Origin of the sequence: Pedobacter sp. MC2016-05 (genome assembly GCF_026239735.1) — a bacterium.
In the GTDB taxonomy this organism is placed as follows: Bacteria; Bacteroidota; Bacteroidia; order Sphingobacteriales; family Sphingobacteriaceae; genus Pedobacter.
The window spans coordinates 121,351-144,921 of the sequence record NZ_JAPIVT010000010.1; the positions used below are offsets into that span (position 1 = coordinate 121,351).

Below are 23,571 nucleotides of genomic sequence, written 5' to 3' on the forward strand. Positions count from 1 at the left end.
CTAACTACCCCTTGCTGATCTTCAAAACCATACCAGCCTGTAAACCAGCTTTGCTGAGTTTATTATCACGCCTAATGCTTTGAACGGTTGCTCCATTAAACTTTTCTGCAATCTCTGATAAGGTATCGCCGGTTTTCACCTTGTAACTCGAATAAGAAACAGGTGCTTTAAGCTGAACACGATTTTTGGCAAATACTTTGAGCCTTTGGCCAGGAAGGATAATTTTACTTTTCAAACCGTTCCATACTCTTAAGTCCTGCACTTCTACGCCATATTTATTGGCAACTGCTGTAAGCGTCTGACCTGCGGAAACTTTGTGGTATACCACCGTATTTGATGAAAAAGGTTTAACCGCCTTTTTGCGCAAATCTCTTACATCATCCGTACCGGCTTGTACCACTTGCATGTTGATATCTAAATCGGTATTGTACAATACCTCATAAACATTGGCATAATCAATATCCCTAAGCTTAGGCATTATTATGCGCTTGGGCTCCTCTTCCGTACCATTTACAATTTTCTTTTTGTACGATGGGTTTAAGGCAAAAAGTGAGGTTTCATCAACATTTAAAGCTTGTGCCAAGCTGCTTAAGGAAACAAAACGACTCGTTTGAACGGTATCGGTTTTTAAAAACATGTTGCAAGCCTGAGCATTAATTTGGTGATGCTTCGCGTAATTCATCACGTAAGCTGCAGCTATAAATGCTGGTACATAATTTCTGGTTTCTTTTGGCAGAAATTGTCTGATTTCCCAAAAATCTCTTGAATTTGCTTTAATCATGGCCCGGTTTACATTCCCCTTGCCGCAATTGTAAGCCGCAATGGCTAAAAGCCAATCGCCAAGTTCTTCGTATGCATCTCTAAAATATTGTGCTGCAGCATAGCTGGCTTGGATGGGGTCTTTTCGCTCATCAACAAAGTTATCCATTTTTAAACCGTATGCTTTTCCGGTACCGAACATAAATTGCCAAATGCCAGTGGCGCCCACTCTTGAAATGGCATGTGGATTCATCTGAGATTCTACAATGGTGAGGTATTTTATCTCCTGCGGAATTTCAAAGTCCTTTAAAGCCTTCTCAAAGATTGGAAAATAGTAGTTTGATAGTCCCATCATTTTGCCAAACATGTCTTTACGTTTAGCGTAAATATCGATGTATTGCTGTACATATTCGTTATAAGGAAGTGGTACGGTTTTAACAATAGAATCCAACCTAAGCTTGTAAATATAGTTTTGCCCCATCAACAATGGGTTTTCGTATATGGAGGGAACAGCTACGGTATCTGTATTGATGAAGATATTGTTTTGCTTCTTAGAGATGCTATCTAATTTTAATATTTGCTGCGCAAATGTTGGGAAGATAAATGCTGGAAGACAAAGAAGAGATGCAAAAAGTAATTTTTTAGTCATGGGCCATTGGTTTATTCAGCATTGATAATAGTTAAAAACCAATGCCTGTTCTAGCGATTTTAAACTGCCCGCCAGAAATTAACAATACCATTGCTTAAATTTAATTACAAGCCTTTCACCTAAACTGTAATTGCAATGATCAATTCTAAATCGAATATTCGACTTCAACTTAATTGGTTAAAAATGCCTTAGAGAAAGCCAGAAGTTTAGCTTCATCAAAATGTTTGGCTATAAATTGAATACTTAACGGCAAACCTGCTTTATTATTGCCTAAAGGTAGAGCAATTGCTGGGTTGCCACTTAACGAAGGCAAAACTGTAAAAATATCGGCCATATACATCACCAGCGCATCTTGTACATGGTCTCCAATTTCGAAGGCTGCGGTTGGGGCAACTGGCGATAAAATTAAATCGTATTCTTCAAAAAGAATATCCAATTTTTCTCTAATTAACCTACGGACTTGCTGCGCTTTTTGATAATAAGCATCATAGTAACCGGCACTTAAAACGAACGTCCCTAATAAAATTCGTTTCTTAACTTCTTCGCCAAAACCTTCAGCTCTAGATAATTTATAAAGTTCGGTTAATGATTTTGCTTCGGTATTGCGGTGACCATAATGAACGCCATCATAACGAGAAAGGTTGGAAGAAGCTTCTGCCGTTGTTAAAATATAATAAGCAGGAACTAGATAATCGAGAAGATCGAATGAAACGTACTCCACCGTATGGCCTTTCGCCTTTAAATCTTCAATTGAACTTAATACTGCCGCTTTAATTTCCGGATCAAGCGCATCGCTATCAATGGTTTCTTTTAAAACAGCTATTTTTTGTTTTTTACTGGCTGATAAATGAGATGGATAATCGGGTACTTCAAGCGGAGAAACAGTCGAATCGTATTCATCGGTACCCGCTAATACTTCTAATAATAATGCTGTATCTTCAACAGAAGAAGTAATTGGTCCAACCTGATCGAAAGAGGATGCATAAGCAATAACACCATATCTGGAAATTCTACCGTAAGTGGGTTTCAAACCAATTTGGCCACAAAAGGCTGCGGGCTGACGTACAGAACCGCCTGTATCGGTACCTAATGCAGCTAAACACATGTCTGCCTGCACGGCAACAGCCGAACCGCCAGATGAACCTCCTGGAACCAATTCAGGATTGGCAGCGTTTTTCGCGGGTCCGAAATAGGAAGTCTCATTAGATCCGCCCATGGCAAATTCATCACAATTTAAACGCCCTATAATTACGGCGTCTTCCTGTAATAATCTTTGCACAACAGTGGCCGAATAGGGAGATACGAAACCATCGAGCATTTTTGACGATGCAGTAACGATGTGGTCTTTATAACAAATGTTATCTTTTATTCCAATTACCATTCCAGCAAGTTTCCCTGCTGTTCCATTTTCTATCTTCTGTTGTACCGCTTTTGCCTGAACTTCTGCCGAATAAAAAAACACCTCGTTGAATGCATTGAGGTGTTCATTTTCATTAATTTGCTTAAAATAATAAGCCAATAAATCGGTTAAAGTTAATTGCTTCTGCGAAATGAGCGTTTGGATCTCTTTAAGAGAGCTGTATTTCTTCAAAACTTAACTTTTTTCAATTAAATAGTTTTATCACGGTTAGATGGATCTACTTGTTCTCCATCAACGCCATCCTTACCATCTTTAAATTCTTTAACACCTTTACCTAATCCTCTCATCAGTTCAGGAATTTTTTTACCACCAAACAATAACAAAACCACTACCGCGATAATGATAATTTCTGGGGTTCCAAGCATTGCTGCTATTGTTGTATTTAACATAACTTTTTTGTTTAAGCTTTTTGATTGTCAGTTACTGTTTCATCAATGGGATTAACTGAAGGATGATTTTTGGTCAAATTCGGACCTGCCTTTTCCTCTTCAGGAGTTTCATCTGTTGGGTGATGGCGTTGGTTATTATTGTTGGCAACGGTTTCTTCCGCTTCCTCTTTATCCAGGTCCATGGCATTTATATTTCTATGGATTTCACGCTTAACACCATCAGATGCATCTTTAAACTCTCTGATTCCTTTCCCCAATCCTCTTGCCAGTTCGGGTAATTTTTTACCTCCAAATAACAAAAGAACCACCACTAAAATGAGTATGATCTCTGATCCACCCATGTTTAAAAACTCTAATAACGTGCCTTGATACATCACTAATCTATTTTATACAAATATATACAATTTATAACTGTCTTCTTTACTTACTAATCCAGGCCTCTGGATTTAATACACTGTTGCCTCGTCTAACCTGGAATTTCAAAATTGCGTCATCACCGGTATTGGCCACCATTCCAATCGTCTGCTTAGTGTCAACATTATTTCCGGTGCTAACAGATACATTTCTCAAGTTTTGGTAAACAGTAATATATTCACCGTGCATGATAATAACAACGCCTCGACCTTGAATGTACTGAACCAGTAAAACTTTGCCCGCGAAAACTGCCCTAACTGCAGCACCATCGGCAGTAGTAATATCAATCCCATCGTTGGTATAGGATGCCTGATCTACCTTATGTAAACCGAAACGCTCGGTAATGGTACCTGTAGCAACTGGCCAAGGTAATCTTCCTCTATTTCCCTCAAATCCAGCAGATAAACGTGCTGCTTCTGGTGTGGCATTTAATGCTTCACTGGTTGTTTTTTCTTTTACTACAGGTGCTTTTGTCGTTGTCGGTGCAGGTCTATTCTCCGCCCTTGCTTTATCTGCAGCTGCTTTTTCTTCTGCGGCACGTTTTGCAGCTGCTATTCTTGCCTCTTCCGCAGCTTTTCTCCTCGCAGCTTCAATCGCCCTTTGAATGGCAGCTCTAATCGCGGCGTCTATTTGTCTTTGCTGTTTTTGTCGTGAAGCAATATCCTGTTTAAACTGTCTTTCTTGCTTGCTTAATTTTCCAAGTACGGCAGATTGTTGGCTTTTATCTTTACCTAAACGTTCTCTCTCTCTTTCCTGTTCTTTTAGGAGCTCACTTTTGGCTCTTAAAGTTTTATCCAAAACTTTGATCTTTCCATTAAGATCTTGTTGCGTATTTTCGATATATCCAGCTTGTTTTTTACGGTATTGACTGAATTGTTGTAAATATTTAATGCGTTTGTAAGCTTGATTGAAATCTTTGGCTGCAAAAATGAACATCATCTTATCGTAAGAATTTCTGTTCCTTTGCGCAAAACGAATCATGCCTGCATACTCTTTTTTAAGATCGCCTAATTGACCTTGTAAAGTATGTACGGTATTTGTGTTCTGAGAGATTTGATTATCCAGATTTTTAATTTCAGAGTTAATTGTTCCTATTTTCTCCTGACGCAACCGAATTTGCGCATTAATACCATTTATCTGCTGCAACGTAAGCTTTTTACCGCTTGCAGTTTTGTTTAGATTTTTTTGGAGCTGTTCAATTTCACGCTGTATAGCTTCTTTCTTCCTTCTTAATTGACTTTCAGTTTGAGCAAGCGCAGAAAATGCAAAACCGCTTAATAACAGAATAAATACGAGTTTGTGTAGCTTCATTGAGCCAAAAGTATAAAAATTTTATAGGAAAATACATTAAAATTGAGATACTTAAACCATTAAAATGGCGCATTTAACGATCTTCACTTATTCTTCATGGAATTTTGGATCACTCCAAATCCTATTTAATAACTGTGTACCTCTTTGGAACACTAAACGGAAAATCAACTGGAACATTGCCATCAATTTTCACATATTGTAAATCGATGTTGATTTTTTTCGCACCCGATAAGGTATTGATTTGAAGTGCACTTGGGAAAAGAGATTCGTTCAACTTTTGGTAGTCGGTATAATTAACTTTTAGTGCCTGCCCATTTTTCGAATCATTTAAATTCGTTTCAGAAACCTTCAAAAGGGTATTAAAAAGCAACCGATAATCAAGTTCTTGTTTCCTGCCTGAAACTACCCAAACGCCATTTTCTTGTTTAACATCCGATTGCGGCGTCAAAAATTCGCCCATGGCATTTCCTGTTAAAATGCTTTGGAGAGTATTGAAATTAACTTGTTTGTTGGTAAAAGTGTAAATATAGCTGAAAGGCTTTTTAATATACTCACTCTTTAGCCTGTTCATAATTTTGATGCTATCTGGCGTAATTAAGGCCCTTGCAACTTCTGCTAATCCACCTAAAGCAGTAATGCTTACCCAAATAGTTTCCTTGTCTTTCATTTTAAAGTTCATGGTTACATCATTTGCATCGCCAGAGATGTTTAATGTTGCCTTTGCTTTTAATGAAAGTGTATTAAATTTCAGCTGTTTATCGCTGATGGCCGATAAAGCTTCCGCTTTGGTGTTGTCAGCAGGAGTTTCTGCTGGCTTTGTGGGTTCTGTAATAATTTCTTTTTTAGGCTTACAAGCCGTTGCAAAACAAATTGTACTTATTATAAGTGCGCTATTTAAAATATTTCTTTTCATTAATTTTTTTGATTAGAACTTCACTTGCATTTCCGGCATCTTTTGCCTTTTGCCATTGTACTAAAGCCGCATCTTTTTCGCCCTTCATAAACAAGATATCTCCGTAATGCTCCAAGTAAACACTATTCTTATCTGTATTGTTTTGCAGGGCTTTTTCGATCCAGGTTTTTGCCAGATCATACTTTTGCTGCTTAAATAAGATAAAGGCATAGGTATCTGCAACCGATGAATTTGTTGGCATTGCATTAGCGGCAGTTTCTACATACTGCGCCGCTTTTGATAAATCATCATTTTTTAATGCCAGATAATAGGCATAATTATTCATGATGAGGTAATTATCAGGCTCTGTAGCAATCGCTTTTTCAAAAGCTATTTTTGCCTGATTAAAGTTGTTTTGGCTGATGTGGATATCACCCTGAAGCGCATAAGATTGTGCTTGTAAACTCTTGTTATCTGTGTCAAGCTGTAATGCTGTTTTAAGATTGTTCAAAGCAGCTTCGAACTTTCCTGTTTTATACAAGGCATAAGCGATGTAGTAATATAAACTGGCCTGGTTTGGATAAATGGTTAATGCTTCATCACCCACTTTTACTGCTTCAGCATAGTGCCCAATTAAGGATTGAATGTTGATCACCTGTTCCCAAACAGCATAAATTTGTTCATTCAGCTTTAACGCTTCCTGGTATTGAACCAGTGCTTCTCTTAACTTATTTTGTTGATACAGTACATCGCCATATAATGCTAATGCTTTGGCATCTTTTGGGTTTTGTTCAGCAACAATTTTGGTTAAATCTGTCAGGCTTTTCGTTACGATCGGCTCATTTATTTTTTGAAAAAGTGCCGATACAATTTTTACTTTTTCTGTTAAAGGCATATCTGAACTGCCGAAGGCCAGTTTTAGAGATGCAAAAGCAGCTTCGTCATTCTTTTGCTTGCGATAAATATCAGCAAGGGCTAAGTTAACTTCGAAATTTTCAGGAGATAATTGATGTGCTTTCAATAAAACTTTCAATGCTTCCGGATCATTGCCTTTTTGCAGTAAGAGGCCCGCAGCATAGAGGTAGTTTTTCACATCTGCTTGATTACCTTCCAACAGTTTAACAATATCACTTTCTGAAGTATTTCCGTTTGATTGTACTCTTCTTCTGGCAGTGATCAGATCTCTTGATTCTCCAAATTTTGTTTCAATTTGATCGTAAACTTTCTTAGCATCCTCTATTTTATTGGATAAATAGAGTGCATTTGCTTTATCAAAATAATAGGCATCGTTTTCCGGCTCGAGGCGAATCAATTGTGAAAACACCTCAACCAGTTCGGGCATTTTGTTGCTGCGTTTATAAACCTCGCCCAAGGTGCGGTAATACCATGGGTTATTGCCATTTAACTTGATGGCTTGTTTAATATTCTGTTCTGCCTCAGCTAATTTATCCAAACGAATATTGGCATTGGCCAATTCAAAATAGGCAGCATGGTTGTTCGCATCTAAACCAACAAGCTTGTTGAAATTAGTGACAGCGAGCGAATAATTATCCGACATTTTTTCTCGTAAACCGGCAAAAAACAATTGCTTTACAGCATTGCTATCTCTTGCCGCATTAGATACAACAGGCATCTGCCCAAAAGCATTTAAGTTTAAAATGATCGCCGCAAGAAAAAGATATGTTTTATTCATAAAATTGAATTTTGAGTGAATGAATTTTGAATGAGTGAATGTTCAACTAAACTCCTGATTCACTCAATCGATCATCCTCTAATTCTATCATTAGCCTTTGCCAGTATGGCCGTAACCACCTTCGCCTCTCAAGGTTTCGCCTAATTCATTAACTGCCTGCCAATCGATTGTTTCATGCTTGGCAATAACCATTTGTGCTATTCTATCTCCATTAACGATTTTGAATTCAGTATCTGATAAATTAACCAATAAAACTTTTAGCTCTCCACGATAGTCGGCATCAATTGTTCCAGGTGAATTGACAATGCTGATTCCATGTTTATATGCCAAGCCACTTCTTGGACGAATCTGTGCTTCGTAACCAACTGGCAATTCAATATACAAACCTGTCGAAATAAGCTGGCGTTGTAAAGGTTTCAGTATAATATCTTCGGCAATAGATGCTCTCAAATCCATTCCGGCAGCATGAGCTGTTTCGTATTTCGGCAACGGATGTTCGGATTTATTGATAATTTTTATGTTCATATTTATAGGATAAAACTACACCACTATTATATCATTCTTGATGTAATAACTTAAGCTGTCTTTCTTAAAAGCTTTTTTACATTGTCCTTTTCAAAATAGAATATTCCAAGAAGAAATAGCAATAGGATGGTGTTACCAATATAGATGTTACGATTGAATACCCAAAACGATAAGCCCACTGATACAATGGAGACCAGTATATAGATTGCCATCGACTTTAATTTATACGGGATGGGGTAATGTTTTTGGCCCAGCCAGTATGAAATAACCATGATAATAAAATAGGCGAACATAGATACCCATGCAGATCCCATATAGCTATATTTCGGAATGAGAATGATATTCATCACAATGGTGAAAACAGCTCCTACTAATGATATATATAAACCATAGCGAGTTTGATCGGATAGCCTGTACCAAACCGATAAGTTCATGTATATGCCTAAACATACATAACCAAATAACAAAACAGGAACCGCATCTAAACCAGACCAATACCTTGAATTGATGAAGTGTTTTATGATCTCGATATTAGCTGTAAGCCCCAGGAACAAGATTGATAACGCCAATACAAAATAATATAAAATGGTAGCATACGTTTGTTTGGCATTTTCATTTTTAGCGTGACTAAAGAAAAACGGTTCTGCACCCAACCTGAAAGCAGTATTAAAGATGCTAATGAAAACAGCTAGTTTACATACTGCACCATAGATACCTACATCATGATTAGCAATGTTGTTGGGCAAATATTTGCCAAGTAAAATCTTATCGAGATTTTCATTAATGATGAAAGATAAATTAGCCACCAAAACCGGCCAGCTATAGCCAAACATATTGTAGAAAAGTTGTTTGTTAAATTTTAACCGAAGGGCTGCGAATTGTGGTAAGAGCATAAGCAACGTTACAAGGCTCGCAATTAGATTGGCCACAAAAACATAACCTACCCATCTTCCTTTATACCAGCTGTTCAGCCATTCATCGAGTATTCCATTTTTTATCAAAAACGGAATAACAAAAATAAATACCAAGTTAAGACCGATAAAAGTACCAATATTAGTAAATTTAATCACGCTATATCTAAATGGCTTTCCATCAGCCCTTAGTTTTGCGAAAGGAATTACACTTATAGCATCAACAAATAGGATCCATGCAAATAAGTGTATATATGATTTTTGATCTGCAAAGCCTGAGATATTTCCATTTAGCGTATACTTGGCCAAAAAATCAGAGAAAACAAGTGCTGTGATTAAAAACAGCGTAGATAGGAAGGCGATGACGATAAAGCTATTGTTATAAACCTCTTCTTTTTTGTCCTCATGTTTGTTCAAATACCTAAAAAAGGTAGTTTCCATTCCAAAAGCCAGGATTGGATTAATGATGGACACATAACTGAACATTTTGGTAAAAACACCATACACGCCAGGAGCAAAAACCGTAGTATAAATTGGCGTTAAAATGAAATTAAACAAACGAGAGAGAATGGTACTAATACCATAAACCATGGTTTGTCCAAGAAACTTTTTATATACTGACAATCGCTTTCAGATTTTTGATTTTACATTTTAGATTGAAACTGTTGGTTTTCTAAAAGAAAAATCGATTAATAACTATGCGTAAATTTAGGTGATTTCGGTTTGAAATCGTAATTCGTCAATCCGAAATCGTCAATCTCCTTACCAAAGCAAATTCTTTTTAACCACTTCGAAGTTGTTAAAATTTTTAAGTTCTCCTTCACTTACTTGAACATCATCCACAAGAGATTTATCAGGACCTTCCTTACACCAATCTACAAAAGGTTCGAGGATAAATTGCTCCGCTTCTGCCTCAATATAAACCGAGCCGTCTTTCTCATTCTTAACAAAACCCTTTATTCCCATTTGGTCGGCGACTGCTTTGGTGCTTGCCCTAAAAAATACGCCTTGCACTTTTCCAGTTACCTTTATATTGATGTGTTTCATTTGATGTAAGTGTTCGAGCTGCAAAGTTAACAAAGCTTTTTAATGCTTTATTTGATTATGCAAATCATTTAATTGCTTTAATCCAACTAGAAATTCCTCCCAAATCTCCTCCAAAATCTGTTTGGCGGGTTTGATTTCATTGAGCATCGCTGATATTTGTCCGATTTCGAGCTCTCCTTTTTCCATATCGCCCTCAAACATCCCAAGTTTGGCTCTGGCTTTTCCTAGCAACTCTACCAAAAAATTTCTATCTGCACCCTCAGCCTCTGCCTGTGAAACGGCTTCAGCAAATTCATTTTTTAATAACCTTACCGGAACAAGTTTTTTCATTGCCAGTCTGGTATCGCCCTCTGCTGCAGAGATTATTCTTTGTTTAAATGATGGATGGGCAGATGACTCTTCTGCAAGGGCAAAAGCAGAACCGATTTGAACGGCATCGGAGCCAAGTGCGAAAGCAGCCAACATCGATTTTCCGCTTGCAATGCCACCGGCAGCAATTACAGGAATAGTTACGGCAGCCTTAATCATGGGCACTAAACACATGGTAGTGGTTTCCTCGCGACCGTTATGTCCGCCGGCTTCGAATCCCTCTGCCACAATAGCATCTACGCCAGCCTCCTGGGCTTTCAAGGCAAATTTTGTATTTGAAATAACATGTACAACGGTAATTCCGTTTTCTTTTAGAATGCTTGTCCACGCGGAAGGATTACCAGCCGATGAAAAAATGATTTTCACCTCTTCTTCTATTACAATATCAATAATTTGCTGAATATTTGGGTATAATAAAGGAATGTTAACAGCGAAAGGTTTGTCTGTTGCTAGTTTGCAGTTTCGGATATGCTCCCGTAGTATTTCAGGATACATGGAGCCAGCGCCGATAATACCTAAACCGCCAGCATTTGAAACTGCAGCTGCCAGTTTCCAGCCACTACACCAAACCATTCCGGCTTGGATAATGGGATATTTTACATTGAAAAGTTTGCAGATTGGGTTCATTAGTTAAACGAGTTTAATTACTTGATCACTTTCAATTATAAAATTATTTGACAACTGAATCAGATTAAGACCTGGCTTTTTACCAACCTCGATGCTTCCCAAGTGTTTGTTTAAATTTAGAAATTCGGCTCCATTGAGTGTTGCCCAAAGAAGCAGTTTATCAAAGGCCATATTTTTATGCTGTTGCAAGGTTTTCATCTCCGCTAAAATATTCAACTGATGGTTGCTTGCCAAACTATCGGTACCTAAAGTGATTTTTACATTTTCTGAGATGAGTAGTTCAACATCAGGCAATGAATTTTCGATGTATAAATTAGCCTGCGGACAAAGGCACCAATATAAATCTGGGTGATTTTGTTTCGCAAATTCAATATCTGCTTTGTTTGAAACGGTATTGTGTACGAGAAGTGTTTTTTGCTTTTTAATGTACGGCAGCCAACTTTGCAAAGAAGTTTTTCCGGTTGCTTTGAAAAATTGAATATCTAGACCTAAAAATTTATAGAGTGACAGAAAGCCACCTGTTTTATCTTGAAAAAACGAATTTTCATTTACAGTTTCTTGGTTGTGAATGCTGATTAATGCATTCTCTTTTTCTGCGGTAGCATTAATTAAAGCAAAGAGTTCTGGTGAAACGGAATATGGTGCATGCGGAACAACAGACGCAGGTAAAGGCAAAAATTCGTTTTTTATTGCTGTCGTATAATCCATGATGGCGTTTGCCCTATCTGGATTAAAGCCCATAGCCTCCACAAATGTGTGGTAATAAATTTTGCTGTTTTGTTTTATTTCTTTAGAGGAAATTTGGTTCGAGATATCGCCAACGGCAACAATTCCACTTTCAAGCATTTGTTTATCGGCGTTTTCCATCGCCGTGCTCATTAGTTCGGGCTTTGCTTGCCTGCTTTTAATAATGCACTGCACAAACTCTACCAAGCTGGTATGCTCTGGAATTAGACCCAACATGTGCGAAAGTTCTAAATGGCAATGGGTGTTGATGAACCCTGGAACAATTGCGCCCCTATGTTTTTCAATCTCTACATTAAGATTTTCGACGGCTGCTGCTGTGAAGATTCCCGTTATTTCGCCATCATAATTAACTGCAACTACTCCGTTTTTTATTGGGGGAGTGCTTACAGGGAAAATCCAATCGGCTGAAATGTATTTTAGCATGCAGCGAATTTAAGATTTTTGCGCTACGAATTGATTATTTGTGATGTAGTGATGAGGAAAAATGCTGTGGTGAAAAGTTAGGATTTTGACAAAGTATCATATCGTAACCTACAATTTGAAAATAAAAAGAGCCTCCTATCGGAATCGAACCAATGACCTACTGATTACAAGTCAGTTGCTCTACCAGCTGAGCTAAGGAGGCTTTTTATCGGGGTGCAAGTATAGAAAAAATATTCTTTTGATAAAAAATTTTCTGGAAAAAAATGTTGCTTATAGATTAACCACCCCTTGCCCCTCCTAAATTAGGAGGGGAGCTGGACAGTGATTATTTAGTTTCTTCAAAAATCTTAGTGGCGGTATGTTTCCGTTATTTCATGAGCTATTAAACAGCACATCTTGGTGTCGGTATCTCTCAACTAGTTGTTGAACTATTGAACAGCGCTCCCCTCCTTATTTTCAAGGAGGGGCTGGGTGTGGTTTTTCTTTATTATGCACAAACGGTAGTAAAATAAACCCGATATACGCGGAAAGCCACCGATTTAAGCATCTGTATTTATGATTACATTATCTGTGCTTGCAGGTTCGCACAAGATTTTTTCGGTGCTTGAAGCATTAGCTGGGCGAACTTTAAAAAATAGCTTCTGCCCTTGCTTTCCAAATCAAATATCTACATCAATTATATAGTTCCTCTTGATATTTACACCGAATTTGTAGTCATTACCCCCAATGTGTGGAGAAACTCCACAACATTTATTTTATGGCACACATCTAATATTCTGAAAATAAGTGATTTATATATCTGTGCCAGCTCTGGCATTATTATGAAACAATAGCAAGTATTGTTACACATATTAAATTTTAAAAATCATATACTATGAAAAAGTTCATTTTATCAGCTACATTCTTAGCGTTCGCAGGGTTCTCAGCAGTACAAGCAAGTGAAGTAAACTCAATCAAAAACACTGCAATTGTTGCAGTACAAGATAGCGCAGTTAAAACTCCAGTAAAATTGGAAGAGTTACCTGAGCCAGTAACAACCGCTCTAAAATCTGATGCTTATAAAGGTTGGACAGCAACTGAAGCATGGTCGGTTAAAGAAGGTGCAAAAGAGTACTATTTAATTAATGTTAAAAAAGAAGCAGAAACTGGTTCTGTAAAAATTGATAAAGACGGTAAACCAGTTCAATAATATTTGCATTAAATAAGGCATAATCAACAAAAAGCGCAGCCTCTGGGTTGCGCATATTTAAACCAGAACCACGAAATTGCTTTTGCAGGTTCAATACATTAAAATTAAAAAACCATGAAAAAGTTAATATTATCAGCTGCGTTCTTAGCATTTGCAGGATTCTCAGCAGTACAAGCAAGTGAAGTAAATACAATCAAAAATGCTGCAATTGTTGCAGTTCAAGATAGCGCAGTAAAAACTCCAGTTAAATTGGAAGAACTTCCAGAGCCAGTTACTACAGCATTAAAGTCTGATGCTTACAAAGGTTGGACCGCAACAGAAGCTTGGTCGGTTAAAGAAGGCGCAAAAGAATATTACCTAATCAATGTTAAAAAAGAAGCAGAAACAGGTTCTGTGAAAATTGACAAAGATGGTAAACCGGTTCAATAAATCCCAATTATTACATCTACCTAGTACAAGAATGGCCAGACTTTGTCTGGCTTTTCTTATTTTTGTATATGGCGAAAATCCTGATTTTAGAAGATGATACTACATTTGCTCAATTACTTGAAGGTTTTTTAACGAAAAACAATCACGAGGTTACACTCGTAACCCATATTAAACAATCTTTTAAACTGATCGAAAATCAAGCCTTTGATTTGTTTTTAATTGATTATCGGTTGCCCGATGGAATTGGTTTTGAAGTGATTACACACTCCAGAAATTTAGGCATATCTACTCCAATTGTGGTAATGACGAGTTTTAATGATGTGCGAACCGCTGTAAAATCTATGCAGATGGGCGCTTTCGATTACATCACAAAGCCGGTTAACCCCGATGAACTTTTAATGGTTATCAAAAATTCTTTAACCAAAAAGGATTTAAAAGAGACTAAAATTGAGTCAACGGATTCTGATTTTATAAGAGGCAAAAGCGCAATGGCTGATCGGTTATATGAGCACATTGCTTTGGTTGCACCGACTGATATGTCGGTAATTATTCAAGGTGAAAGCGGAACAGGTAAAGAATTTGCTGCCCGAACATTGCATCAACAAAGCAAGAGAGCCGACAAACCTTTTGTGGCTATTGATTGCGGTGCTTTGTCAAAAGATTTAGCGGCAAGCGAATTATTTGGCCATGTGAAAGGAGCCTTTACTGGTGCCTTAAACGACAAAAAGGGTCAGTTTGAAGCTGCCAATGGGGGCACTTTATTTTTAGATGAGGTTGGAAATTTGAGCTACGAAGTCCAGATTAAGTTACTTCGAGCTTTGCAAGAACGTGTTATTCAACCCTTAGGCAGTACTAAACAAATTGCAGTTGACGTTCGCATAATTACTGCTACAAACGATGATTTATTAAACAGCATTTCCGGAGGCGAATTTAGAGAGGATTTGTATCATCGATTAAATGAGTTTAAGATTCAACTACCTGCTTTAAGAGATCGAGCTGGTGATTTGGAGCTATTCATCAATCATTTTATAAGTTTATCAAATAGAGATTTGGATAGAAATGTGAAAAACGTTTCTACAGAAGCAAAATCTTTATTGCTGAATTACGATTGGCCAGGAAACTTGCGTCAGTTGAGCAATGTAATTAAGCGCATGGTTTTATTAACGCCCGGCGATGTTGCCCAGGTTACTGCTTTGCCAGATGAAATGATGCTGGCGGTTAATCAACAAACCCTACCGGGCAGCTCATCAGATTTGAAAGCAGTAAATGAGCAGAATGAAAAAATGCTTATCTCCGAAACTTTGATCAAGGCAAAACATAATAAAAGTAAGGCAGCAAAAATGCTGAATATCGATAGAAAAACGCTTTATGCTAAAATGGAAAGGTACGGGATTGAGTAGAAGACCTCACCCTATTAAAGGCAGAGGTTTTTGTTTTTCTGTGCGGTCCCTCTCCTTGAAGAGAGAGAAAGTTCGTAGGGTGTTTTGAACCCGGGTTTTTAAAATTTACCTTTCCATTGTTCTTTTAAAATGGAGATTTGATAAGTAGTTTTTGCTACTTGGCCATGCTTTTCCGGATCGTGAGTTAAACCCAGATTTAAGAATTTACTTCTTTACTATTTTTTGATGCCCGCCCCTCTCTTCGAGGAGAGGGGATGAAGGGGTGAGGTCATCCTTCCCCAACCAACTCCATTTCATCCATTGCCTTAATTAATCCATCCAATTTCTTCAACTGATTAAAAACCTCTGCGTTAATTTTGGAAGACAATCCTTTTTCGGCAATTTCTAACTCGAGCGTTCTAAAGACATTTGCTAAATTTTTTGATCCCATTTGTGCTGTTCTACCCGCAAGGCGATGAACAATTAGCCTGCTTTTATCCTGATCGTTTTCATTTATATGGTTTTTGAGTGATTCTGCATCGTCAATGCAATCTTTTTTAAACCGTGTCAATATCTTCTCCAGCATCTGCTGATCTCCGAAAGTCATTTTTTTGATGGAAGAAAAATCAAATTCAGCTTTCTCCTCTATAATTTTGATTTTATCAAAAATGGAAAGCAAATCAATGCTGCGGAAAGGTTTCATAATCAAACCATCAAAACCCTCACTCAAAACCATTTCCCGTTCTTCGGGTAAAACCTGAGCAGTAATGGCATAAAACTTAACGGTATGAGGCAGTTTTTTCTTCAAGATATGGCAAAGCTCAATCCCTGTCATCTCGGGCAAACGCATATCAACCAGCACATATTTTAAGTCGTTGGGAGCATTTTCTTGTAAAATATCGGCAACGTGATTAAATCTTTGAAAGGGAATTTCATTCTTTTCAAAAATAAGGCCACATAGATCCAGTATGAGTTGATCATCATCGATAACCCAAACTGTGCCTGGGTTCACAATTTTATAATTTTCTAAATCAACATGGGTTGTACGTTCCGAAGTTTCTAGATAAGTTAAATAAATATTAAAAGTGGTGCCTGTTCCGGGCTTACTTTTTACATGAATTCTACCTCCCTGAGCTTCGATTAATGATTTTACAATTGGTAATCCTAAACCTGTGCCCGTTTGGTTCAGTACATACTGTTCTGGCGATTCGATTTGTTCGAACTCATTGAAAATTCGCGAGATGTCTTTTTCTTCAAATCCAATTCCGGTATCTTTAATCGTGAAATGAAAATGCAAATTATCGAGTTGTTTTTTGCATGATATTAGGAGGCTAATTTCTCCCTTTAGGGTAAACTTTACAGCATTTCCCAATAGGTTAAAGAGGATCTGTTTGAGTCTGAAAGCATCGCCTTTTACAAAATCAACATCGCCTAAATCTAAATCCGTAATTAATTGGAGTGATTTTTTTTCTGCCAGAGGGCGAACCACCGAGGTCACCTCATCTACAATCTGTTTGGCGCTAAAAACCTGATTTTGAAAAGTAAACTCTCCGGAGATAATGCGGTTATAGTCAAGAACTTCGTTTACAATTTGCAGTAGGTGAATAGACGATTGATAAATGGCATCGATATCTTTTTTCTTTGGATGATCTTGCTCGGAAATAAGTTCGGCATAACCTAATATCGATTGCAAAGGCGTTCTAATTTCGTGGCTCATATTTGATAAAAAACGCTGCTTCGCCTTTCCGTGATATTCCGCTTCATCTTTTGCAAGTTCGAGTGCCCGCCTGTACCTGTTGCTTTTTGTAATATCAGTTAAAATGAGATACAGTAATATTACCGTAAGCAAAAAGAAAGCAATAATGATGGCCGTAATTTGCGTAATCCCGTCGTTAACAACTTCTTTTGCCTGGATCCCGTTTAAATCTATTTGAGCCACCGCCTGACCTTCAACTTCCCTTAAAATTTGAAGCATTTGATTGGTTAAAGCGTTGCTGGCATTTGATAGTTCGGCTTCACGCTTTAAAAACTTCTGACTTTTCTGACGTTGTTCTTGCTCAATATTTTTAAGCGAACCCGTCATACTTTTCATAATACTATCTTCCGCTTTGGCGTTTAACGTATCACGCCGAACTTTAAATTCTTCATTGATGATTTTATAAACATCTGATTTTTTTTTCCCGAAAAGTTTACTCAAAAAGCCCCTCGATTTTTCTTCTTCCTGCGGTGCAATGGTAGTGGTAGAAGTTGTAGTTTCGGTAGTTAAAACTGCGCTATCTGTTTGCATTGCCCGTGAGGCTACAAGCTCATTCAATTTTTTTACTTCGTTTGAGAAGGACTTGGTATTTACCAGCGTTTCGCGAACTTGTAGATAAGAAACGAACTGTTTATCGCGTTGCGCAAGTAAATTTTTGATCGATTTTATCCTGGCTAGCTGGGCCGAATCATTGGCATAAAGCTTACGCAATGTGTCTAAGCTCGACCTTAGTTTTCTGGATTCCCTTAGGAAATTATAGTTGCCTTGTTTGTTAAAGGCCTCATCCCGCTGAAGCTGATCAAGTCTGGCGATTTTATGCGATAGATCATTTACGATCCTCAGGCGATCATTAGGAGCCGAAATTTCTTCAACGGTATTGAGCATTCGCGTAAAAGCAAACTTGCTGATACCCCAGGCCAAAAGCAGTGCAAAACAGGCGAATAAAAACCCAATGATCACTTTACTTTTAATTGCCCTGAAGAAACGTTTCTGTATAACGGCTGCCATTAATTTGAACTTTATCTTTTACTTTAACGAAAATTTTGGCTAAAAAACATCATAACTTATTAATACAAATAATATACCAAGGAAGTTTGATATTGAACGGCAGATTTTAAATAATCTGTTTGCCTGATCTTTTATCCGCTACAATTTTTTTACTTTTATCCGAGGCCAAAAACAATGAACCGCATCGATCGTCTTTTCGGAATTTTAACTTTACTTCAATCTAAAAAATACATTTCTGCAGACAAGATATCTGAACGATTTGGAATTAGTGTGCGTACGGTTTATCGCGATGTTAAGGCATTACAGGAGCAGGGAATTCCGGTTGGTTTTGAACAGCCAAAGGGTTATTTTCTGGTTCAAGGCTACTTTTTACCGCCGGTTTCTTTTAACATGGATGAAGCCAATGCATTGCTATTGGTAGAAAGCCTGGTTAATGGTTTTGCAGATAACTCCATCCGTACGCATTATTCTGCTGCGTTAACAAAGGTTAAAGCCGTTTTAAAATACAATCAGAAAGAGAAACTCGAAGCAATGAATGCGCATATCAAGCTTCAGGTGCCCGAGCGTATGAAATTTAATTATGAATATCTTTCGCTCATTCAAACAGCTATTTCTGAAAAACGAATGGTTGCTTTAGAATATAGCAATGCAAAAGAGGAAAAAAGCAAAAGGGAAGTAGAGCCGATTGGTTTGATTTTTTATGCCTTTAGCTGGCATTTAATTGCGTGGTGCCATGTTAGAAACCAATATCGCGATTTCAGTGTAACCCGAATTGTGAGTTTAAATATCCTAGATAAATCTTTTTGCAAAACCAACCACATGCCTTTAAACGATTACATGAGCATGCTACCCGTTAATTATTAATCGTTTTTTATATCCATAAAAATTTAGCTATTTTAAGCCACTATTTGGTTACGCCTTACATGAGAGAAGCTTTATTTGTTAAACAAAATTCGGAAAAGTGGCAGCATTATGAAAGTGTGAGGCAGGCAAACCCTGATGAAGTTGCAAATCAGTTTATCGAAATCACCAACGATTTAGCTTATGCCAAAACCTTTTATCCGAACTCCAAAACTACAGCCTATTTAAATGGGTTAGCTTCTAAGCTGCATCAGGCAGTTTATAAAAACAAAAAAGAAAAATCGAACCGCTTTATTCATTTCTGGAGAACAGAACTTCCGGTTTTATTTTTTGAGCACCGTAAGCAAATCTATTACGCACTTATATTTTTTTTAGTCTCATGCGCTATCGGCGCTTTATCGGCCAAATACGACGATACATTTGTGCGCCTGATTATGGGTGATGATTATGTAAACATGACCAATGAAAACATTGCAAAAGGAGATCCCTTCGGCGTTTACAAGCAATCGAATGAATTTTTAATGTTTACTCAAATTGGGCTTAATAACATTTATGTAGCCTTATATACCTTTGTTTTAGGCATCATATTTTCCTTCGGCTCAATCGTTTCGCTATTTAGAAACGGAGTGATGTTGGGTTCCTTCCAATATTTCTTTTTTAGTAAAGGCCTGGGCTTGCAATCTGTATTGGTGATCTGGATTCATGGCACTTTAGAAATTTCGGCTATTGTTTTAGCCGGTGCTGCAGGCCTGGTATTGGGCAACAGTTTTCTATTCCCGAAAACTTATAACCGAATGGAATCGGTAATTAAAGGCGCAAAAGATGGCTTGAAGATAGTTTTGGGCTTAGTTCCCATCTTTATAGTAGCAGCCTTTTTCGAAAGCTTTGTTACTCGCCACACCGGAATGCCGATCTATTTAAGTGTATTCATTTTAACAATGTCTGCCATATTTATCATTTGGTACGTCTTTATATATCCAGTAAAAATTATTAAGAAGCTTAGTTTGTAATGATAGCGAAAATTGAATTCAAAAAACGGAGAGATTTTGGGCAGGTGATAAATGATACATTCACATTTATGCGCCAAAATTTTAAGCCACTATTAAAAACTTATTTCACCTTTTGTGGATTGTTCGTTTTGGCAAGCATGTCATCAATGCTGGTTTATCAATATAAAATGGTAAACATGATTAATACAGTCGGTAGTGACAAAAGCTCAGGAGGCTTTTCTTTTGGCAATATCTACGGTTTAGAATATTTCCTGTCGCTGCTTTTTTCATTGGCAACTTATGCGAGTATGACCGTGGCCGTCTTATCCTACATCGCCCTATATGTTCAAAAAGGCAATCAAATTCCTACCATGGAAGAAGTTTGGGGCTACTTTAAATATTATTTTTTCCGAATCTTTGGCAGTTCTATCGTATTGATACTGATGGTGTTTATTGGATTTATTTTCTGCCTAATACCAGGTTTTTACTTGTTTCCTTTTGTAGCCATGATGTTTCCCATTATGGTGATTGAAAATGGAACTTTTGGCTATTCTTTTAGCAGAAGTTTTACAATGATTAAGGATAACTTTTGGGTAACTTTTGGAACATTAATCATCGTTTGGATAATCGTTTACGCATGTATGAGCATGGTGGTTTTACCCACTACATTGTTCAATATGATAGGCATGTTTACCAGTAAAAACCCTCAAATGTCTTTGACTTTGAGTATGATCACAACCATTTTGCAGTCGCTTTGCCAGGTATTTACCATTATTCCTATTATTACTATTTCACTATCGTACTTTAGTTTGTTAGAGCAGAAAGAAAACACAGGGTTAATGGAGCGCATTACAAACTTTGGCAGCACAAACAAAACAATCGATACGCGACCAGAAGAATACTAAAATGCCGAAGTCTTTTATCAAATATCTTCTTTTGTTTTTACTGTTTTTGTTCGCTGTAAATTGTGATGCACAAATTGTTGTAAAGCCGAAGCAGGCAAAACCTGTGATGCAATTGGATAGCAGCAAAATTACGCCTGCAAAATTTGATAAAGAGGCAATTAGCAATTACAAAGATCAAAAAGAGTTTCAGTACGATGAACTTCAAGTGAGGCAACTTTCCTTATGGGATAGATTCTGGATGTGGTTTTGGAATATGATTGGCCGATTATTTTCAGGTGCTGCAACAAATCCGCTATCGCGATATTTCTTTATTGGTTTAGGTGTGGCTGTAGTAATATATGTTCTTATAAAAGCGATTGGTACCGAAAATATTTTCAGTAAAAAATCGAAAGAAACTATTTTGCCTTACGATGTGATTACCGAAAACATCCATGAGATTGATTTTGATCAGGAATTACAAAGATTAATAGGCGAAAGAAAGTATCGATTAGCCGTACGCTTACTTTATTTAAAAGCCTTAAAAAAACTAAGCGATGCCGAAATTATTCAATGGCAACCCGATAAAACGAATTACAATTACCTGATGGAAATTAGTAAGCCCGAGTTAAAGGAAGATTTTAGCAGGCTTACCCTTCAGTTTGATTATATCTGGTATGGCGATTTCCCTATCGATGAAAATAAATTTGAGCCTATAAACCAATCATTTAACCAGTTCAACGGCAAAATTAAATGAGAAGTTATAAAATTTATTTCGGTATTGGCATTGTATTGATTGTGCTGTATCTGGTCGCCCAATATAATAAACCCACACCCACAAACTGGGCACCAACCTATTTAGCTACAGATAAAATTCCTTATGGTACTTTCATCATTAGAGATCGAATTAAGGATATTATTCCAAAGGCAAAAATTCAAGAATCGAAAAGGCCGGTTTACAATACCTTAAAAAATCAAAACTTTAATAACGCCAGCTACTTTTTGATCGCTCAGAAAATCGATGTATCTAAAACTGATTTCGATCAGATGAAGAAGTTTATGCAAGCGGGAAATCAGGTATTTATCGCCAGTTACGATTTTGGAAAGCTTGAAAAAGAATTGAAAATCGAAACTTCCACTACGATGTCGGCAGATCGGCCTTCGCTTAATTTTACCAATCCCAATTTAAAAACCGATGCCAACTATGGTTTCGAAAGAGGTATTGGAACGCAGTATTTTAGTAAGGTCGATTTCAAAAAAAGTATCGTATTGGGTATAAATAATAACCAGCAACCCAATTTTGTTAAATATAATTATGGCAAAGGTGCGCTTTTCCTAATTTCAGAGCCTGGTTTTTATACCAACTTTAACATGTTGGATAAATACGGTGCAGAATATGCTGCGAAAACTTTAAGTTATATCCAGGCAAGTGATCAGGTTGTTTTTGATGATTACTTTTCGGCGCAAAAGAATGAAACAACGGACGTTTTGAGGGTGTTTTTTAAACATCCAGAACTTAAATGGGCTTACTATCTCACTATTTTTAGTTTGTTTGTTTTTGTACTTTATGAAATTAAGCGACGTCAACGTATTATTCCTATTGCCGATCCTCTAAAAAATGCCTCTGTTGAATATACGCATGTTGTAGGCAGTGTATATTACCACGAACGAAATAACCTTGATATTGCCAAAAAGAAAATTAATTACTTTATGGAATACTTGCGAACCAGGTATTTCATTAAAACCAATGAGATTGGGTCAAATTTTGCCACACTCTTAATGGAAAAAACAGGCATCAACGAGCCATCGGCAAAAACACTTACCCGATATTTTATACAAATACCCCAAATGAGCACTTTAAGTGATCAGGAACTGATCAGTTTAAATCAAAGCATAGAATTTTTTCATCAAAATACCCAAAGCCATGGAGCAGGAACAATTTAACCAACGTACAGATTTAAGCACTTTAACCGAAGCGGTAGCGCAAATTAGAAATGTGCTTGGAAATATTATCGTCGGACAAAAGCAGGTTATCGATTTTTTAATTGTGGGCTTATTTGCCGATGGTCACATATTGATAGAAGGGGTTCCGGGTGTAGCGAAAACATTAAGTGCTAAATTATTAGCAAAATCAATCGATGCCCATTTTTCAAGAGTTCAGTTTACGCCAGATTTAATGCCTTCTGATGTTTTAGGAACTCCGATTTTTAATACCAAAACAGGTGATTTTGAGTTTAGAAAAGGGCCTATTTTTGGCAATATTATTTTAGTTGATGAAATTAACCGTGCTCCAGCCAAAACACAATCTGCCTTATTTGAAGTAATGGAAGAGCGCCAGGTAACCATTGATGGGCAAACTTACATTATGGACGAACCTTTTATGGTGTTGGCTACGCAAAACCCCATTGAGCAAGAAGGAACCTATCGTTTGCCAGAGGCTCAACTTGATCGGTTTTTGTTCAAAATAGAAGTGAAATATCCTTCGTTGGAAGAAGAGACCGCAATTTTAATGGCACAACATTCTTTGGTAAATAAAACGCTGGCTAGCGACGTGAAGGCTGTTTTATCGGTTCAGCAAATACAGGCTGCGAGAGCAGTAATTAGAAGCCTCTTTGTAGAGCCAAAGCTTTTGGAATTCATTGCCAAGATTGTAAATGAAACGCGGAACAATCCGTCACTTTATTTAGGTGCCTCACCAAGGGCATCATTAGCTATTGTACATAGCGCAAAGGCTCTTGCTGCTATTAATAACCGCGATTTTGTTACTCCTGAAGACATCATTACCGTTGCCGTTCCTGTATTGGCGCATCGCATTTTGTTATCTCCGGAAAAGGAAATGGAAGGCTTAACTACGAGCGATATCGTGAATCAAATTATTAAAAAAATAGAAGTACCGAGGTAGC

22 protein-coding genes and 1 tRNA gene are annotated in these 23,571 nt (G+C 37.3%); 9 read left to right on the forward strand and 14 right to left on the reverse strand.

The genetic code is table 11. From position 1 onward, the window contains the following. Window positions 1–4: 4 nt before the first annotated feature. The 13 genes from OQZ33_RS14275 to OQZ33_RS14335 form a co-directional block, all read right to left on the reverse strand. Window positions 5–1,408: a lytic transglycosylase domain-containing protein gene (locus OQZ33_RS14275; RefSeq protein WP_265799690.1), complete on the reverse strand. Its 1,404-nt coding sequence runs from the start codon at window positions 1,406–1,408 to the stop codon at window positions 5–7. 169 nt (window positions 1,409–1,577) lie between these two features. Next, window positions 1,578–2,999 carry an Asp-tRNA(Asn)/Glu-tRNA(Gln) amidotransferase subunit GatA gene (gatA, locus tag OQZ33_RS14280; protein ID WP_265799691.1) on the reverse strand — a complete coding sequence of 474 codons (1,422 nt, stop codon included), beginning with the start codon at window positions 2,997–2,999 and terminating at the stop codon, window positions 1,578–1,580. 17 nt (window positions 3,000–3,016) lie between these two features. Beyond that, the gene (locus OQZ33_RS14285; protein ID WP_200926302.1) at window positions 3,017–3,217 is read right to left on the reverse strand and encodes a Sec-independent protein translocase subunit TatA/TatB; all 201 of its coding nucleotides are present in this window, start codon (window positions 3,215–3,217) and stop codon (window positions 3,017–3,019) included. An 11-nt stretch (window positions 3,218–3,228) separates the two neighbouring features. Then, on the reverse strand, window positions 3,229–3,591 hold the full coding sequence (locus tag OQZ33_RS24245) for a Sec-independent protein translocase subunit TatA/TatB (protein WP_056848161.1): 363 nt from the start codon (window positions 3,589–3,591) through the stop codon (window positions 3,229–3,231). 46 nt (window positions 3,592–3,637) lie between these two features. Beyond that, the gene (locus OQZ33_RS14295; RefSeq protein ID WP_265799692.1) at window positions 3,638–4,942 is read right to left on the reverse strand and encodes a murein hydrolase activator EnvC family protein; all 1,305 of its coding nucleotides are present in this window, start codon (window positions 4,940–4,942) and stop codon (window positions 3,638–3,640) included. Between the two features lie 121 nt (window positions 4,943–5,063). Continuing rightward, complete coding sequence (locus OQZ33_RS14300; protein ID WP_265799693.1) at window positions 5,064–5,855, reverse strand: DUF4292 domain-containing protein; 792 nt, start codon at window positions 5,853–5,855, stop codon at window positions 5,064–5,066. After that, window positions 5,833–7,527: a tetratricopeptide repeat protein gene (locus OQZ33_RS14305; protein WP_265799694.1), complete on the reverse strand. Its 1,695-nt coding sequence runs from the start codon at window positions 7,525–7,527 to the stop codon at window positions 5,833–5,835. Before OQZ33_RS14305 ends, OQZ33_RS14300 begins: the two co-directional genes overlap by 23 nt. Window positions 7,528–7,617: 90 nt before the next feature. Continuing rightward, the gene (gene dut, locus OQZ33_RS14310) at window positions 7,618–8,052 is read right to left on the reverse strand and encodes a dUTP diphosphatase (RefSeq protein ID WP_265799695.1); all 435 of its coding nucleotides are present in this window, start codon (window positions 8,050–8,052) and stop codon (window positions 7,618–7,620) included. Between the two features lie 50 nt (window positions 8,053–8,102). Beyond that, window positions 8,103–9,587 (reverse strand): lipopolysaccharide biosynthesis protein, encoded by a 1,485-nt coding sequence (locus tag OQZ33_RS14315; protein ID WP_265799696.1) that lies wholly within the window; start codon window positions 9,585–9,587, stop codon window positions 8,103–8,105. A gap of 138 nt (window positions 9,588–9,725) precedes the next feature. Beyond that, a complete protein-coding gene (locus OQZ33_RS14320; protein WP_265799697.1) occupies window positions 9,726–10,010 on the reverse strand; it encodes an acylphosphatase in 285 nt (94 codons plus the stop codon). Window positions 10,011–10,049: 39 nt separating this feature from the next. Continuing rightward, entirely contained in the window at window positions 10,050–11,006 is a 957-nt protein-coding gene (locus OQZ33_RS14325) for an NAD(P)H-dependent flavin oxidoreductase (protein WP_265799698.1), read from the reverse strand. A 3-nt stretch (window positions 11,007–11,009) separates the two neighbouring features. Then, complete coding sequence (locus OQZ33_RS14330) at window positions 11,010–12,176, reverse strand: amidohydrolase family protein (protein WP_265799699.1); 1,167 nt, start codon at window positions 12,174–12,176, stop codon at window positions 11,010–11,012. A gap of 129 nt (window positions 12,177–12,305) precedes the next feature. Continuing rightward, a tRNA-Thr gene (locus OQZ33_RS14335) sits at window positions 12,306–12,378 on the reverse strand. Window positions 12,379–13,050: 672 nt separating this feature from the next. Between OQZ33_RS14335 and OQZ33_RS14340 the strand changes: the two genes are divergently transcribed. From OQZ33_RS14340 to OQZ33_RS14350, 3 genes are all read left to right on the forward strand, one after another. Further along, window positions 13,051–13,365, forward strand: coding sequence for a hypothetical protein (locus OQZ33_RS14340; protein WP_056087216.1), 315 nt, complete (start codon window positions 13,051–13,053; stop codon window positions 13,363–13,365). Window positions 13,366–13,479: 114 nt separating this feature from the next. Then, entirely contained in the window at window positions 13,480–13,794 is a 315-nt protein-coding gene (locus OQZ33_RS14345; protein ID WP_265799702.1) for a hypothetical protein, read from the forward strand. A 68-nt stretch (window positions 13,795–13,862) separates the two neighbouring features. Beyond that, window positions 13,863–15,194, forward strand: a complete 1,332-nt coding sequence (locus OQZ33_RS14350; RefSeq protein WP_265799704.1) for a sigma-54-dependent transcriptional regulator — start codon at window positions 13,863–13,865, stop codon at window positions 15,192–15,194. A gap of 268 nt (window positions 15,195–15,462) precedes the next feature. Here the strand turns inward: OQZ33_RS14350 and OQZ33_RS14355 are convergent, their stop codons facing one another. Then, a complete protein-coding gene (locus OQZ33_RS14355) occupies window positions 15,463–17,937 on the reverse strand; it encodes an ATP-binding protein (RefSeq protein ID WP_265799706.1) in 2,475 nt (824 codons plus the stop codon). A 174-nt stretch (window positions 17,938–18,111) separates the two neighbouring features. Between OQZ33_RS14355 and OQZ33_RS14360 the strand changes: the two genes are divergently transcribed. The 6 genes from OQZ33_RS14360 (at window position 18,112) to OQZ33_RS14385 (ending at window position 23,570) form a co-directional block, all read left to right on the forward strand. After that, window positions 18,112–18,801, forward strand: coding sequence for a helix-turn-helix transcriptional regulator (locus OQZ33_RS14360; RefSeq protein ID WP_265799707.1), 690 nt, complete (start codon window positions 18,112–18,114; stop codon window positions 18,799–18,801). A gap of 59 nt (window positions 18,802–18,860) precedes the next feature. Then, complete coding sequence (locus tag OQZ33_RS14365; RefSeq protein ID WP_265799709.1) at window positions 18,861–19,808, forward strand: stage II sporulation protein M; 948 nt, start codon at window positions 18,861–18,863, stop codon at window positions 19,806–19,808. Window positions 19,809–19,984: 176 nt separating this feature from the next. Continuing rightward, window positions 19,985–20,692 carry a hypothetical protein gene (locus tag OQZ33_RS14370; protein WP_265799710.1) on the forward strand — a complete coding sequence of 236 codons (708 nt, stop codon included), beginning with the start codon at window positions 19,985–19,987 and terminating at the stop codon, window positions 20,690–20,692. A 1-nt stretch (window position 20,693) separates the two neighbouring features. Next, window positions 20,694–21,425, forward strand: coding sequence for a DUF4129 domain-containing protein (locus OQZ33_RS14375; RefSeq protein ID WP_265799711.1), 732 nt, complete (start codon window positions 20,694–20,696; stop codon window positions 21,423–21,425). Then, window positions 21,422–22,612, forward strand: coding sequence for a DUF4350 domain-containing protein (locus OQZ33_RS14380; protein WP_265799713.1), 1,191 nt, complete (start codon window positions 21,422–21,424; stop codon window positions 22,610–22,612). The genes OQZ33_RS14375 and OQZ33_RS14380 overlap by 4 nt, the downstream gene beginning before the upstream one ends. Next, window positions 22,593–23,570, forward strand: a complete 978-nt coding sequence (locus OQZ33_RS14385) for an AAA family ATPase (protein WP_265799714.1) — start codon at window positions 22,593–22,595, stop codon at window positions 23,568–23,570. The genes OQZ33_RS14380 and OQZ33_RS14385 overlap by 20 nt, the downstream gene beginning before the upstream one ends. Window position 23,571 lies beyond the last annotated feature (1 nt).

Bases quoted from the DNA above. Each gene is read 5' to 3' on its own strand.
- OQZ33_RS14305 (WP_265799694.1), bottom strand. From the start codon at position 7,527: ATGAATAAAACATATCTTTTTCTTGCGGCGATCATTTTAAACTTAAAT.
- OQZ33_RS14350 (WP_265799704.1), top strand. From the start codon at position 13,863: ATGGCGAAAATCCTGATTTTAGAAGATGATACTACATTTGCTCAATTA.
- OQZ33_RS14345 (WP_265799702.1), top strand. From the start codon at position 13,480: ATGAAAAAGTTAATATTATCAGCTGCGTTCTTAGCATTTGCAGGATTC.
- OQZ33_RS14325 (WP_265799698.1), bottom strand. From the start codon at position 11,006: ATGAACCCAATCTGCAAACTTTTCAATGTAAAATATCCCATTATCCAA.
- OQZ33_RS14355 (WP_265799706.1), bottom strand. From the start codon at position 17,937: ATGGCAGCCGTTATACAGAAACGTTTCTTCAGGGCAATTAAAAGTAAA.
- OQZ33_RS14375 (WP_265799711.1), top strand. From the start codon at position 20,694: ATGCCGAAGTCTTTTATCAAATATCTTCTTTTGTTTTTACTGTTTTTG.
- OQZ33_RS14365 (WP_265799709.1), top strand. From the start codon at position 18,861: ATGAGAGAAGCTTTATTTGTTAAACAAAATTCGGAAAAGTGGCAGCAT.
- OQZ33_RS14330 (WP_265799699.1), bottom strand. From the start codon at position 12,176: ATGCTAAAATACATTTCAGCCGATTGGATTTTCCCTGTAAGCACTCCC.
- OQZ33_RS14385 (WP_265799714.1), top strand. From the start codon at position 22,593: ATGGAGCAGGAACAATTTAACCAACGTACAGATTTAAGCACTTTAACC.
- OQZ33_RS14285 (WP_200926302.1), bottom strand. From the start codon at position 3,217: ATGTTAAATACAACAATAGCAGCAATGCTTGGAACCCCAGAAATTATC.
- OQZ33_RS14275 (WP_265799690.1), bottom strand. From the start codon at position 1,408: ATGACTAAAAAATTACTTTTTGCATCTCTTCTTTGTCTTCCAGCATTT.
- OQZ33_RS14320 (WP_265799697.1), bottom strand. From the start codon at position 10,010: ATGAAACACATCAATATAAAGGTAACTGGAAAAGTGCAAGGCGTATTT.
- OQZ33_RS14360 (WP_265799707.1), top strand. From the start codon at position 18,112: ATGAACCGCATCGATCGTCTTTTCGGAATTTTAACTTTACTTCAATCT.
- OQZ33_RS14340 (WP_056087216.1), top strand. From the start codon at position 13,051: ATGAAAAAGTTCATTTTATCAGCTACATTCTTAGCGTTCGCAGGGTTC.
- OQZ33_RS14370 (WP_265799710.1), top strand. From the start codon at position 19,985: ATGATTAATACAGTCGGTAGTGACAAAAGCTCAGGAGGCTTTTCTTTT.
- OQZ33_RS14380 (WP_265799713.1), top strand. From the start codon at position 21,422: ATGAGAAGTTATAAAATTTATTTCGGTATTGGCATTGTATTGATTGTG.
- OQZ33_RS14300 (WP_265799693.1), bottom strand. From the start codon at position 5,855: ATGAAAAGAAATATTTTAAATAGCGCACTTATAATAAGTACAATTTGT.
- OQZ33_RS14295 (WP_265799692.1), bottom strand. From the start codon at position 4,942: ATGAAGCTACACAAACTCGTATTTATTCTGTTATTAAGCGGTTTTGCA.
- dut (WP_265799695.1), bottom strand. From the start codon at position 8,052: ATGAACATAAAAATTATCAATAAATCCGAACATCCGTTGCCGAAATAC.
- OQZ33_RS24245 (WP_056848161.1), bottom strand. From the start codon at position 3,591: ATGTATCAAGGCACGTTATTAGAGTTTTTAAACATGGGTGGATCAGAG.